Consider the following 14,407-nt stretch of genomic DNA (forward strand, 5'->3'; position numbering starts at 1 on the left):
GTAGTTACTTTTATTTAATTATTCTAATAATAGTTATTATTATGCTCTATTTAGGGTGCTTTTAATCTATTCTATTTTTGTGAATATAAATAAAGTTTAATATAAGCATTATGACTGGAATAAAGGGTCATTGATCCTTTATTTCATTTGAAAATATTAATGGATAATATCAATGCGTTTAAAATCAATTAATGCTTTTGTGTTATCCTTGTTAGTAAGTCCATTTTATGTTTGCGCAGATTTAAATATGGACTTCTTACATGGAGGAGTTCAACTGCAAGCTGCTGGTGTATTTGATGAAAATACCAATTATCCTGCTGGGCATTATATTGTTGAGGTTATTTTTAATCGAAAATTAATTAGTAAAAAAGAATTAATTATCTCACCAGAAGATAATGAAAATTTATGTTTAAAAAAAGATTGGATTAATGAGTTATCGCTTCCAATAAAATTAAATTTATTTGAATTATATTATCATCCTGAGCGCGATTGTTATGATATTAGCCGTTATCCTGGGGCTCAGGTTATTTTTGATAATTCGAAGCAAACTTTAACATTTAGTATTCCTCAAATTGCATTAGATGAATCTCTGCGCCGGCAGGAATGGGATTATGGGATAACAGGTATTAAATTAAACTATTCCGGCTATATTTCTAAAACCAGTTCTTCACAAGCACAAATTTATGGTGATTTTGATTTATATGCTAATTTAGGTCGTTGGGTCGCTTATGTTCGTAGTAGTTACCAAAGGAACTCGGGTACAGAAACATCGGAGGCAACAGTTTCCACAGCAATTAAATCAATACAAGGAAGTTTTACCGTAGGTAAAACAATAACCTCTTTATCAATATTACCTAACTTTGCTTTTTATGGAATGTCACTGCGCTCGGAAAGGGATATGCGCCCATGGGAAAAACGAGGTTATGCACCGGTTATTTCTGGTGTTGCAAACTCTAATGCTAAAATTACTATATCTCAAAATGGATATGTATTAAGTTCACAAGTTGTTCCCGCAGGGGCTTATCAATTAAAAAATATAGCACCAGTAAGTAATGGAAATATAACAGTGACAGTAGAAGAAAGTGATGGGACAAAAACAGTTCGCTATTATCCTGTTGCCACACTTTCTTCCTTATTACGCACAGATGAAATAAATTACAACATTGCTATCGGAGAAAAAGAAACAGTAGGTAAAAGAGAAAATAGTTTATTTTTTCTAGGTGCATTTGATTACGGATTAACTAATGTTACGGTTCATGCTGCGGGAATTTTGCATAATAATTATAAAAGTGCAGCATTAGGAATGAGTAAAGATTTTGGACGATTTGGTGCAATGTCATTTACTGCTAATACTGCTGTAAGTGTATTTCAAAAACAGACACCAACAGCACCCGAAGTTAGGCAGTCTGGTATCAGCTATTCGTTACAATATGCAAATTCATTGACTGATAATACTAATTTACAGCTACTCGCATATCGCTATACTGGTAAAGATTATGTTGATTTTAATGAATTTAATTCAAATGCTTTATATCATCGCAGTAATCGTAAAGAGCGTTATGAAACGATATTGTCCCAAAGTTTTGATGGTAGCTTTGTTAGCTTATCTGCTTGGATGCAAACATATAGAAATAGTATTAGTAATGAAGTTGGCGCAAATATTACTTACAATACAACAATTAAATCTGTCGATTTCTCATTATCAGCGGATTATCAAAAATTAAACGATTATGAGCATGATAATTATATTATTTCTGTTGGAATAAATATTCCCTTTAGCTTATATGATAAAAATCATTTTTGGGCAAATTCTGTTAGCTACGATAGGAAAAATAAAGCTAGTTTTAATTCTGGTGTTTCTGGAAGTATTAATGAAAAAATAAACTATAGTATCAATACAAGTAAAGATCGTGATAACTGGTCTAATTCTGCTTATTTTGGTATTGATCATAGTATTATTAATACGGGATATGCGATTTCTCAGAATGGCCATCAAACTACCAGTTCTATTAATGCTTCAGGAAGTTTATTAGCCACCCCAGATACAGGATTATTATTCAGTAATGTCAGAAGAGATACTGTCGCAATTGCAAAAATTAAAAATATAGAGGGTATAACATTCAATGATTCACCGCCAACTGACAAAGAAGGAAACACTATTGTTGGGGTATCACCATACATTGAAAATAATTTAAAAATAAATACAGAAGAAATTCCGAATAATGTTGAATTACTTGATTCTGTTCAAAATTTTACTCCAGCAGATAAAGCTATTATTTATCGCGAGTTTAAATATTCAACAATTCAAAGGTATATATTAAGAATAAAAAATAAAAATGGTGATTTTATTTCTGCTGGAAGTGCTGTTAGAAATAAAAACGATGAATATATAGGGTTTGTTTCAAATTCTGGGGTTCTTTTATTAAATTTATTAGATAAGCCTAATAAGCTATTCGTTATATCACCTAATGGTGAAAAATGTACTTTAAATTTGGAGAAAGTAGAATCTAATGATCATAAAATTATGGAAATTGAATGTAATGAATAGAATAGTATTTGTTTTTGCTTTAATCATATCGTCATTAACCTGTTTTAAAGCATATTCAGCGTTTACGCTTAATGGTACTCGCTTTATTTATGATGAAGGTCGCAAGAATATCGCGATAGAAGTTAAGAATAATAGTGATAAAACCTATGGTGGCCAAGTTTGGATTGATAATCTTAATGGGAATGAAGTGTTCTTTATTCCTGCACCTAATTTATTCAAAATAACTGGAGGAGAAAAACAATTAATCCGCTTGCTATATGTAAATGATATTTTACCTAAAGATAGGGAATCATTGTTTTGGCTCAATATTCAGGAAATCCCGCCAATTTCTTCTGCCGATGACAGTAATGTGCTTGCTGTTGCATTAAACACACAAGTTAAACTGATTTATCGCCCTAAGATTTTAGCTGAAAAACGCGAGGATGCAGAAAAACGTCTGACATATAGTGGTTCAGTTTTAAAGAATCCTACACCTTACTATTTTGCATTAACTCAAGTGTCAGTCAATAATAATCCTTTGGTCTTGTCAAAAGACATTGAGCAATCTATTAGTTTATTTCCACCTTTCAGTGAGGTAAATGTGCAGCGCCCATTGTTAGGTAAAGTAACCGTTGAAGCTATTGATGATTATGGTGCTAGACGTGTTATTGAGCTTAATTAAGGAAGTAAAAATGAAAAATAAATCATTTTATTTCACGCTATTATTATTTTTTATTGCTATGGATACTTCTGCTGCTCGATGTCGGAATGTGTCAATCAAATATAATTTTCCAGCCCAAATAGATATTACAAATAAAAAAGTGGGAGATAAGCTTTATTCTTTTGGTGCGCCAGACGCCCCTATAAACGTTGCTGGTCAATGTCTACGTGCTAATAGTGGGGCGGGAAATACAAATGGAAATTATATTTATATTGTTGATCAATATGGATCATCACCAACATTATGCCCGACTACTGGTACAGTTGATAAAAATTCACCAGATGGATACTTGCGTTTTCGTTCAACGGGAAGTTGTGCTAATTCTTCTTGGCTGCTAGTTCTTGATTATAAAATATCTGGGGTTGGCTGGACCAATTTAACAGGTCCCGGTGGTGGTACTGATTCAGGCGTTGTTTATTTACAAAAAAAGCCACCTGTAGGAAAAACGGTTATTAATCCTGTCTATATGTTGAAACGTAATTATTATTCTCGAATTGGTCAAATGGGCAATACGTTACAAAAGGAAAGCGTTGCTCTTAGTGCACCAACATCGATGACGTTGATAAATAATGCTTCTTGTGCAGTGTCTGTTAATGACGTCGCATTTGGTGAACAAACCGCTAGTGACGTAAAAATGAATACTATTGCAGGAAAAAATATAAATATTTCTTTTACGTGTAATGCTGTATTACCTGCATACACACTCAGTTTTTCTGGTAAAGATGGTGTGAATAATGCCACAACAGGGATCATTAAGGTTAAAGATAATAGTTCTGTGGGGTATCAACTTTCTTGGGCAGATAGCACGGTTAAACCCATTAATAGTGCTGTAGTTATTAATAATGTGGCAATAGCTCCGAATACAAAGCCAAAAACCAATAATTTTACTATTCCGATAAGGGTAAAACCTGTTGCGTTATCCACTCAGCCAATCCCTGGGCCGGCTAATACTGCATTAACGATTAATATAAAGTTAAATTAAATGGAGTTAACGATGGTAAAAAAATCTTGTTTTATGTTTAGCGTTATTTTATTTCCTATTTATGTTGGAGCAACAAGTTTCACCTCTAATGTTACTGGTGGAACAGTCACTTCAAATTTAAGTATGACAGTGAAAGCCTCTTGCAGTACAACGGTTGGTGATGTGACATTTGGTGACCAAAGCGCGGGTGATATTAAAAAAGGAGCTGTCGCAGAGAAGGTAATATCATTGGCTATTGTATGCGATACAAAAATGACTAATTACACATTAGCATTTACGGCGGCTGATGGTGTTAAAGATGTAGCAAATGGCATTATTAATACTAAATTAAATTCAACGGTGGGTTATCAACTTAAGTGGGGAGATTCGACCGTTAAACCTGTGGATACAGCAATTACTATTAATGGCAGTACAATTACCCCAACAAACAAGCCAACGCAAGAAAGTTTTACTATTCCAATCAAAGTTAAACCTGTTGCTCTTGGGGAGACTGTTTCTCCTGGTGCAGCAAATACGGCGTTAAACATTAAACTAACTTTCAATTAGTTGAGGGACTATGTGCAAATCTATATTGCTTACCAGCCTGTTAATCTTTATCACAAGAAGTTGTTATGGCTCTGAATTAAATGCAACCTCAATCATTGGCGGTGCTGTTCAATCGCAATTTAGTATGAATGTAAAAATAGCTACATGCTTACCCGCTACTGTTGACAATGTTACTTTTGGAGCAGTTGATACAGCGACTATTTTATCGGGTGAAGTTGAAGGGCACTCAACACTCTTTTTGGATTGTACGGGCACAATTAAGCCACAAAGAGTTACAATACTTTTTGAACCTGCTAATCCTCATTTAACCATGGGTAGTGTGGGTTATATTGGTTCAAAAAATACCACACTTGGCTATTTTGTGTCGTGGGAAGATGAACAAATAGGTGCTATTGGTGAAGGGGTACCAATGGGGAAGGCACTTTTTTTTAAAAAAACGGATGCTTCATTGATGAAAGTTAAACTTAAAATAAAACCAGTTGTACTTCCATTAGGAGGAAAGTCCGTTCATTTGGGTAATGGAAATACCCATATAACTATCAAAATAAAATATATCTGATATGAGTTTTTGTATGAATAAAAAAATATATATGTATTTTATTATTACTTGTTTAAGTAATTTTCCTCAACCAAGTTTATCAGATGAAATCTTACCTGATGCTCAATTAACAATTTCTTTGGATGTAGTTAGAATCACTTGTGATATTAATAATGGAAAAGGATTTAATAAAATAGTAGATTTTGATGTTATCAACGAAAGTAATTTATTAGCTGGTAATCAACCAGCCGTAAAAACACAGTTTATTGTTGATTGCCAAAAAAGTGGTTTTAAACCTGAGCATATTGATATCAAAGTTAAGCCTGGTAGCCAAGGTGCATTAAATAATGGTATTGGTGGTGAACTTAAAACCAATTTATCTGGTGTAGGAATTTATTTATCATGGGCAGACTCAAGCCCAATAAATCTATCTGGAGTGAATAAAAGTTTTAGTGCAGATCTTAATAATCAATTTGATATTAGTTTTTTTGCAAAACCATATGCTCAATCTCAAATTGTTGAAAAAGGTTCACTAAAAAGTAGCATAATTATTAATGCATTATATAAGTAATTTATTTTAATCTTATTCAAAAAGGGAACGCCATATTATGTTTCCTTTATATATTACAGAGCAATTGCTGTAATATTATCATTGGGGCTAAGATCTATAATTTTGTCCCCATGAATAGAAAACTGTCTTTAGTGCTAGGGGAGTGTTCATCATCAATTTCTGATTGCGGACGCTCAAGTAGATTATCTGCGCGATCGTAAAACAGCATGGTATCAAGGTTTTCACTACTGGCGACTTTTTTTAAACGTTGCTCTGAGTCATACAGGTATTCTACCCAACCTCGATAGGTGTCTTCCATGGCGCAAGATTATCTTGGGGATCATAAAACCACTTACACCATAAGGTAATGCCATTTAACGGGTGTTGTTTATCACGAGAGCTGAAAGTGCTAATGGTTCGCCCCAGTTTATCGTATTGCCGATATTGGGTGAGAGCTCCTTGAGTTCGACTGATTTCACGATGTAGGTCGTCACGTTCAAATTCAGTAATTAACTGTGAGCGACCGTCAATAAGGTGGTTGATGGCAGTGGCATGTCCGGAGCCGTAATAGAGCCAATTTAGGCTGTCACCTTGAGGTAACGTCAGACGGCTTAGGTTATTGAGTTCATCATAATTAAATTCGACGATATCGTCGCCCGTTTGTTCACGAGTAATGCGGCCAAGTGCATCGTAGGTAAAATGGACTTTGATTCGCTTGCAAACCCATTTCAAGACCACGTTGATTGGGCTGTTTGCTGGCGACCAATAGGCGGTTCATACTATCCCATTGATATTGGTAGCGATCAGTTAAGGTCTCACGTTTGACAAGGTTACCCGCCGCATCATAGTCGAGTAATATTGTGCGTGGTGCGGATGTGAAGACTCGGTCGCCTAAGTGAGCTTCTTCAACCAGTCGCCCCAAACTGTCATACGCTAAACGCGACTCTGTGTTATCCGGCCAAAAGACAGTGATAAGGCGTTCGCGTTCATTCTGATATTGCCAGTGCGTTTGGTTACCATTACCATCCGTTATGCTGAGTAGTCGGCCCAATGCGTCCCATTCACTAATATGTGTATGACCCAACGCATTGCGACAACCGCAAGGTAATCCAAACTCATCCCAAATTAGCGCCGTTTTAATGCCTGTACGGTCGGTATAATGAATAATTTGGTGATCATGATTAAGTTGCCAAAATGAGGTTGAACCATCGTGCCAATAAGCGGTTCGTGTGAGGTTGATATCATCATATTCAAGACGATAGCTTTCGCCTTCGCTCGTTTTGTTTTCAATCACTCGCCAAATATTATCTTCTGAAAGTGCCCAGCGGTATTCACTGCGTAAGCCATATTTATCGCTATGCCACGCCATAACACCGGCATCAGTCCACCCAAATTGGCGATAAGGGTGATTTGTCTGTTGCTCAACACGTATTAATTGGGCACTTTCGTTGTAAAAAATTGCAATGAAACTATTTAATGGGAAATTATAATGATTAAAATGTAATAAATTGTTTTTATTGAAATATACGCATTTTATTATTTTTTGATTATCAATATATAATCTATTTTATTTTTAAGTAAAAACCCATTAAATGAGTGGAATGCAAATTTAATGTATAAATTAGATATTAAATTATATTAAAGTTATTTATTATAAAATAAAACAGCATAAACCTTCGATAAGTCTCGTAGAGTTTATGCTGCTTTTGTTAGTATTTAAACGTGAAGAAAACCGAATAATACTAAATAATGATAAAGCTATTTATTACACATTAAACAAGAAGTTCATCACATCGCCATCTTGCACGATATAATCTTTACCTTCCGCACGCATTTTACCGGCTTCTTTCGCACCTTGTTCACCACCATAAGTGATAAAGTCATTATATGAGATGGTTTGGGCGCGGATAAAACCTTTTTCAAAGTCAGTATGGATCTTACCTGCAGCTTGTGGGGCAGTTGCACCTACAGGGATTGTCCAAGCACGGACTTCTTTTACACCAGCGGTAAAGTAAGTTTGTAAATCGAGTAACGCATAACCTGCACGGATAACACGGTTTAAGCCCGGCTCTTCGATGCCTAAATCTTGCATAAACTCTTCGCGCTCTTCATCGTCTAGCTCTGCAATATCTGCTTCGATAGCAGCACAAACAGGAACAACAACAGAGCCTTCGGCTTCAGCGATTTTACGTACCGTATCAAGATAAGGATTATTTTCGAAACCATCTTCATTGACGTTGGCAATATACATGGTTGGTTTCAGGGTTAAAAAGCTTAAATAACGGATAATCGCTTTTTCTTCATCACTTAAATCTAATGCACGCAACATACCGGCTTTTTCTAAGTGCGGTAAACATTTCTCTAAAACTTCCATCTCTGCTTTAGCAACTTTATCACCACCTTTGGCTTTTTTCTGATTACGATGCATTGCTCGTTCACAGGTATCTAAGTCAGAAAGCGCTAATTCGGTATTAATTGTTTCAATATCTTCAGCAGGATCGACTTTACCCGCCACATGCACAATATTGTCATTTTCAAAACAACGCACGACATGGCCGATAGCTTCAGTTTCGCGGATATTGGTAAGGAATTGGTTACCTAAGCCTTCACCTTTAGATGCGCCTTTAACCAAACCTGCAATATCAACAAACTCCATTGTTGTGGGTAACACTCGTTGTGGTTTTACAATTTCTGCTAACTTATCTAAGCGAGGATCAGGCATGGGTACAACACCTGTATTTGGCTCAATAGTACAGAATGGGAAGTTGGCTGCCTCAATACCTGCCTTAGTTAAGGCATTAAACAGTGTAGATTTCCCTACGTTAGGCAGACCGACGATACCACATTTAAATCCCATAAACGTTCACCTTGTCACATAAAAAACAACAGGAAAGGGGGAGCTCCTGTTGTGTGCTGTTAAAAAAATTGGCGCTATTATAGAACAAATCCCTGTTTGATTAAATCATCAGGGATTAATTGCGCAAAAGAAAAGGGCATGGCATTGCCCAGTTAACTTATTTGATACACTAATAGCTTTATTGATAGGGGTTAAGCTTTAAAGCTATGTAAACGATTAATGGCTTTTTCGTAACCATCACGCATCAGAATATCTGTACAAGCAAGGGCTTCATCAATTGCATCATCAATAAGTTTTTGCTCACTTGTTGGTGGTTTACCTAACACAAAACCGACCACTTTGTTTTTATCACCGGGATGACCAATCCCAATACGTAATCGATAAAAATTGGGGTTATTGCTAAATTTACTCTGAATATCTTTTAGTCCGTTATGGCCACCATTACCGCCACCCAATTTCATTTTTACCACACCCGGTGGTAAATCCAGTTCATCATGTGCAACCAATATTTCATCGGGTTGAATACGATAAAAATTTGCCATCGCTAATACCGCTTTACCACTTAAATTCATAAAAGTGGTAGGGACTAATAAACGAACATCATTACCATTTAAATTAATACGAGCAGTATAGCCGAAGAATTTGCTCTCTTCTTTTAGAGATTGTTGATGACGTTGAGCCAATAAATCAACATACCAAGCACCCGCATTATGGCGAGTCTGGGCATAATCAGCACCGGGGTTGGCTAACCCGACGATAAGTTTAATTTTACTCACAATTGCCTTTCACTGTTATCGTCTTAAAAGAAAGCATCTAGTTTACCTTTCTCTGTCAAGAAGCACAAAATAGATTGTCATGATTATTTTGTTGAAATCTTTCTAGGAGAGAATACTTATTATTTATAGGGCAAAAAGAGCGAAACAGGCGTATTAGCACCGATAAATGATTTATAAAAGCAATAAAACACATTTTTTGCAAAGAATTGTCAATAATTTTCAGAGCATGTGATCACTGCGACAATACCTTTTTAGTCTTTATGGCTATAATAACTGCAATGAATAAAAGGTTATTCGATGTATTTTGGTGTTGAATCGTCTGACGACGCGCTTGGAGGTGCAACATGAAATATAAACATGCTTTTGCCGTTGGCAATTTATTGATGGCTATCGGTATGGTGCTTATGCTCGGTAGTCTCGGTTATAATCTTCTTAGCCATATTTTTCCATTAGGACTACCTGATATTTTATCTGATGCTTCGCTAATGGGGATCTTTATTGGTGCACTTGTTTGGTTAGCAGGGGCTCGTATTGGTGGTAGAGAAACCGTTGCAGAAAGATATTGGTGGTTGCGTAATCATGACGAACGTTATCGTCGCCATGATAATCATCGTTATCCATAACAGTGTGGGCATCAATAAAATATAGATAAAATCATAATTCATAATAAAGTAAGAATAGATAATAAGTAACTCATTGTCGTTAATATGCAGATAATACATATCTAAAGACCCGCTGATAAAGTGATCGCGGGTTTTTTTATTGTCTAAATATTTTATCTTAAAAAGATAACAAAAAACCCGCTATAACATAGGCTATAGCGGGTTTAATTATCTCAAAGTACGATATTAAATCGACAAATTAATGTTCGAACATCGCAGAAATTGACTCTTCATTACTGATACGACGAATGGCTTCAGCCAACATACCAGACAAGGTCAATGAGCGGACTTTATTTAATGCTTTGATTTCTGCTGACAATGGAATTGTATCGCAGACAACCACTTCATCAATAACAGAGCTTCTGATGTTCTCAACAGCATTACCAGAGAAAATAGGGTGAGTCGCGTAAGCAAATACACGTTTAGCACCACGTTCTTTCAGCGCTTCTGCTGCTTTACATAATGTACCACCTGTATCGATCATATCGTCAACAAGGATACAGTCGCGATTAGCAACGTCACCGATAATATGCATAACTTGAGAAACGTTAGCACGAGGGCGACGTTTATCAATAATTGCCATATCAGTATCATTCAGAAGTTTAGCGATAGCACGAGCGCGAACAACACCGCCAATATCTGGAGAAACAACAATAGGGTTGTCCAATTCTTTTTGAAGCATATCTTCTAAAAGGATCGGGCTGCCGAAGACATTGTCAACCGGTACATCAAAGAACCCTTGGATTTGTTCTGCATGTAAGTCGCAGGTTAAAACACGGTCTACGCCTACACTAGATAAGAAATCCGCAACAACTTTAGCCGTGATAGGAACACGGGCTGAACGAACACGGCGATCCTGACGGGCATAGCCGAAGTAAGGAATAACAGCAGTGATACGACCAGCGGAAGCTCGACGTAATGCATCAACCATGACCACTAATTCCATTAAGTTATCATTAGTTGGTGCGCAGGTTGATTGAATGATAAAAACATCACCACCACGTACGTTTTCGTTGATTTGCACACTGACTTCACCGTCGCTAAAACGACCTACAGCAGCGTCTCCTAAGCTAGTATAGAGTCGATTGGCAACACGTTGAGCCAGTTCCGGGGTTGCGTTACCAGCAAAAAGCTTCATATCGGGCACGAGAAAAACCTCAGGCTTGCGTCCAGAGAGAGATATTGTTGACCTGTAAAGAACGTGTTTATCAACATAGGGTTTGTAAACATCATAGTTACGGGTGCAATAACACAGGTATCCTTGAGCGGAATAAATGCACAGGGGAAATGTTAACGCCTTGCGCCACAAATCCGTGCACCCACTCAGGGGCGTTAATTAACACTTCACTAGCGGCCTCTTGCGATTCAAACTCACCGAATACACAAGCACCTGTCCCAGTTAAGCGTGACGGTGCATATTCTAACAGCCACGAAAGCAGATATTCAACCTCACGAAAACGTTTTCTTGCGATCATTTCACAGTCATTTGCAAACGGAGCCTGTAATAATGCGCCCAGAGAGCGAATAGGCGAATTACGTTTTAATTCTGGATCTGTGAAGATTGTCGGGGTTGGGATAGAAATTCCGGGGTGAGCAACTAAATACCAACACTCTTTGGGTGATGCTGGGGTTAATATTTCACCAACACCTTCAGCAAAAGCGGCATGCCCTTTAACAAATACCGGCACATCTGCGCCTAACGTCACGCCGAGTGTGGCTAATGTTTCATCGCTTAGGCCTGCTTGCCAATGGTAATTAAGGGCTATCAGTGTTGTCGCAGCATTGGAAGAGCCTCCCCCTAAACCTCCTCCCATGGGCAGTTTTTTATCAATACTAATATCTGCCCCTTGATAGCGTAGGGGAATATGGTGCTGATGGCAGTATTGACGTAATAATTTGGCTGCTTTAATAATCAGATTATCTTCATCTGCAACCCCTTCAACGGGGGTTAAGATGGTTAACTGCGTATCATTACGGGGCGTAAAAGTCAGCGTATCGCCATAATCTAAAAATTGAAATAAGGTTTGTAGATTATGGTAACCATCGGGGCGTTTCCCGGTAATGTAGAGAAAAAGATTTAATTTGGCAGGAGAGGGCCAACTTAGTGTCATTGCTGTATATCCCAGTTATCCATTTTTAATTTTATCGTGCGTTCACCTTGTTTTAATTCAAGGCGCTGTGGCAAGTTCGGTGTTATTGCGGTGTCATAGGATTGGTAGGTTACCACCCAATCACCTTCTGGGGTTGGCCATGTAACCGATTTTAAAAGATGATTTGCATCGAGTTCAAAATCCGTGGCATCACCCGGTAAACCAATTAACCAAGCGCGTAAATTTTTTAAAGGGATCACCATACCGGTGAGCTGATAAATCATTTCAGTTGGATTGTCACTATAATACTTTTTACCACCATTATCAGTCACTTCAATCACACCAGGCATCACATTTAAGTCTAGCTCTGTCGTCCCCAATGGATTGGTTAAAAGTAAGCGATAGCGATCGGTATCTTTATCTTGCCAATAGAAACGTGCGTAAGTTTTATAGGTGCCTTCAATGTAAGCGAAGGCGCCACGTGTCTCATATTGTGAAATCTTATTTAATGCTTGTTGACGCGATTGCCATTGAACATCGTTATCTGACGCTGAACCTTGTGTTTGTATATTATTTAAATTACATGCACTTAGTAGCAGCGCAGCTAGCGGAAGGAGACGCAAAAGTGATTTGGTTGGAAAAATGCGTGAGCGCATAGCTGAGATATTCCTTACATTCGTTCTTTGTTGCAAAAAAGCGTATCATAAACGCGAAGATATAACGATATTTCGTTAAATAGTCGATTGAATTTGCCTATCATACAAGTAAGCACTTTTATTGAAAGAGTTCATCAAGTAGAATGGCGGCAATGAAGAGTCCATACTAAATGCGCTGTTTTAGGTTTATACTAAGTCAAGTCGCGAGTCGGTATTTATTCATAACTCAATTATAAGATATGACGTTATTAGCATTAGGTATTAATCACAAAACAGCCCCCGTAGCGTTACGTGAGAAAGTCTCTTTTTCTCCTGATACCATGGGTGACGCCTTAAATAACTTGTTACAGCAACCTGCTGTAAGAGGTGGTGTAGTGCTGTCTACTTGTAACCGTACTGAGCTTTATCTGAGTCTAGAAGATAAAGAAAATAGCCATGAACAACTGATCAGTTGGTTATGTCAGTATCACCAAATTGAGCCTCATGAGCTTAAAAATAGTGTTTATTGGCATCAAGATAATCAAGCAGTGAGCCACCTGATGCGCGTTGCTAGTGGTTTAGATTCTTTGGTGCTAGGTGAACCGCAAATTTTAGGGCAAGTCAAAAAAGCGTTTGCCGATTCTCAAAACTACCACTCGCTCTCTTCAGAGCTGGAACGTCTGTTTCAGAAATCCTTTTCAGTTGCGAAAAGAGTGAGAACAGAGACCCAAATTGGTGCTAATGCTGTTTCTGTCGCTTTTGCTGCCTGTACTTTAGCGCGCCAAATCTTTGAGTCATTATCATCATTGACTATCTTATTGGTCGGTGCGGGTGAAACGATTGAATTAGTGGCGCGTCACTTACGTGAACATCAAGTCAAAAAAATCATTATTGCTAATCGCACCAAAGAGCGAGCGCAACGTTTAGCGAATGAAGTTGACGCTGAGGTTATCACTTTATCTGATATTGATGAGTCACTTTCTCAAGCGGATATTGTGATCAGTTCAACAGCAAGTCCGTTGCCTATTATTGGCAAAGGCATGGTAGAAAGGGCGTTAAAGAAACGTCGTAATCAACCAATGCTACTCGTTGATATTGCTGTGCCTCGTGATATTGAACAAGATATTGAAAAACTGAGTAACGTTTATCTTTATAGTGTTGATGATTTAGAAGCTATCATTCAGCATAACCGTGAACAGCGCCAAGCCGCAGCCATTGAAGCTGAACATATCGTGCAACAAGAGAGTGGCCAATTTATGGATTGGTTACGTGCTCAAGGTGCTGTCGGGGCGATTAGAGAATATCGCGATAGTGCAGAAATGTTACGTGCAGAAATGGCAGAAAAAGCGATTGCATTGATACAAAATGGCGCTGATGCAGAAAAAGTGATCCAACAGCTTTCTCATCAGTTGATGAATCGCCTTATTCATACACCAACCAAATCTCTTCAACAGGCTGCCAGTGATGGTGATATTGAACGCCTGAATCTCTTACGTGAAAGTTTGGGTATTACCCATAATTAA

Annotated in this window: 16 protein-coding genes; 8 read left to right on the plus strand and 8 right to left on the minus strand. The window is 37.5% G+C overall.

Translation table 11 applies throughout. The features are described 5' to 3' along the window. Positions 1–172 precede the first annotated feature (172 nt). The 6 genes from pefC to AACV00_RS17355 are packed head-to-tail and all read left to right on the plus strand — an operon-like array spanning position 173 to position 5,885. On the plus strand, positions 173–2,548 hold the full coding sequence (gene pefC, locus AACV00_RS17330) for a PefC/AfrB family outer membrane usher protein (RefSeq protein WP_012367842.1): 2,376 nt from the start codon (positions 173–175) through the stop codon (positions 2,546–2,548). Further along, positions 2,541–3,209, plus strand: a complete 669-nt coding sequence (locus AACV00_RS17335; protein ID WP_036918232.1) for a fimbrial chaperone — start codon at positions 2,541–2,543, stop codon at positions 3,207–3,209. Before pefC ends, AACV00_RS17335 begins: the two co-directional genes overlap by 8 nt. 10 nt (positions 3,210–3,219) lie before the next feature. Next, complete coding sequence (locus AACV00_RS17340; protein WP_004251413.1) at positions 3,220–4,230, plus strand: fimbrial protein; 1,011 nt, start codon at positions 3,220–3,222, stop codon at positions 4,228–4,230. Positions 4,231–4,242: 12 nt separating this feature from the next. After that, positions 4,243–4,776: a spore coat protein U domain-containing protein gene (locus tag AACV00_RS17345; RefSeq protein ID WP_004251411.1), complete on the plus strand. Its 534-nt coding sequence runs from the start codon at positions 4,243–4,245 to the stop codon at positions 4,774–4,776. Between the two features lie 10 nt (positions 4,777–4,786). Beyond that, positions 4,787–5,335, plus strand: a complete 549-nt coding sequence (locus AACV00_RS17350) for a hypothetical protein (RefSeq protein ID WP_004242653.1) — start codon at positions 4,787–4,789, stop codon at positions 5,333–5,335. A 13-nt stretch (positions 5,336–5,348) separates the two neighbouring features. Further along, complete coding sequence (locus tag AACV00_RS17355) at positions 5,349–5,885, plus strand: fimbrial protein (RefSeq protein ID WP_004242654.1); 537 nt, start codon at positions 5,349–5,351, stop codon at positions 5,883–5,885. Positions 5,886–5,979: 94 nt separating this feature from the next. On the opposite strand, the gene AACV00_RS17360 is transcribed toward AACV00_RS17355, so the two are convergent. From AACV00_RS17360 to pth, 5 genes are all read right to left on the minus strand, one after another. Beyond that, positions 5,980–6,183, minus strand: coding sequence for a hypothetical protein (locus tag AACV00_RS17360; RefSeq protein ID WP_036908051.1), 204 nt, complete (start codon positions 6,181–6,183; stop codon positions 5,980–5,982). Continuing rightward, entirely contained in the window at positions 6,156–6,596 is a 441-nt protein-coding gene (locus tag AACV00_RS17365; RefSeq protein WP_004242656.1) for a hypothetical protein, read from the minus strand. Before AACV00_RS17365 ends, AACV00_RS17360 begins: the two co-directional genes overlap by 28 nt. Further along, on the minus strand, positions 6,529–7,233 hold the full coding sequence (locus AACV00_RS17370; protein WP_113976697.1) for an RHS repeat protein: 705 nt from the start codon (positions 7,231–7,233) through the stop codon (positions 6,529–6,531). The genes AACV00_RS17365 and AACV00_RS17370 overlap by 68 nt, the downstream gene beginning before the upstream one ends. A gap of 396 nt (positions 7,234–7,629) precedes the next feature. Further along, entirely contained in the window at positions 7,630–8,721 is a 1,092-nt protein-coding gene (ychF, locus tag AACV00_RS17375) for a redox-regulated ATPase YchF (protein WP_004242658.1), read from the minus strand. 191 nt (positions 8,722–8,912) lie between these two features. Beyond that, a complete protein-coding gene (gene pth / locus AACV00_RS17380) occupies positions 8,913–9,497 on the minus strand; it encodes an aminoacyl-tRNA hydrolase (RefSeq protein WP_004242660.1) in 585 nt (194 codons plus the stop codon). A 344-nt stretch (positions 9,498–9,841) separates the two neighbouring features. Here pth and ychH point away from each other — a divergent pair, with 344 nt between their 5' ends. Then, on the plus strand, positions 9,842–10,120 hold the full coding sequence (gene ychH / locus AACV00_RS17385) for a stress-induced protein YchH (protein ID WP_004242663.1): 279 nt from the start codon (positions 9,842–9,844) through the stop codon (positions 10,118–10,120). A 238-nt stretch (positions 10,121–10,358) separates the two neighbouring features. Here ychH and prs read toward each other — a convergent pair whose 3' ends face one another. From prs to lolB, 3 genes are all read right to left on the minus strand, one after another. Beyond that, on the minus strand, positions 10,359–11,306 hold the full coding sequence (prs, locus tag AACV00_RS17390; protein ID WP_004242665.1) for a ribose-phosphate diphosphokinase: 948 nt from the start codon (positions 11,304–11,306) through the stop codon (positions 10,359–10,361). 88 nt (positions 11,307–11,394) lie between these two features. Next, positions 11,395–12,270: a 4-(cytidine 5'-diphospho)-2-C-methyl-D-erythritol kinase gene (gene ispE, locus AACV00_RS17395; protein WP_004247961.1), complete on the minus strand. Its 876-nt coding sequence runs from the start codon at positions 12,268–12,270 to the stop codon at positions 11,395–11,397. After that, positions 12,267–12,905, minus strand: coding sequence for a lipoprotein insertase outer membrane protein LolB (gene lolB / locus AACV00_RS17400; RefSeq protein WP_004242669.1), 639 nt, complete (start codon positions 12,903–12,905; stop codon positions 12,267–12,269). Before lolB ends, ispE begins: the two co-directional genes overlap by 4 nt. 239 nt (positions 12,906–13,144) lie before the next feature. On the opposite strand from lolB, the gene hemA reads away from it, so the two are divergent. Then, positions 13,145–14,407, plus strand: coding sequence for a glutamyl-tRNA reductase (hemA, locus tag AACV00_RS17405; RefSeq protein WP_004242677.1), 1,263 nt, complete (start codon positions 13,145–13,147; stop codon positions 14,405–14,407).

The sequence above is a fragment of the Proteus sp. G3927 genome, from assembly GCF_963894685.1.
Taxonomy (GTDB): domain Bacteria; phylum Pseudomonadota; class Gammaproteobacteria; order Enterobacterales; family Enterobacteriaceae; genus Proteus; species Proteus mirabilis.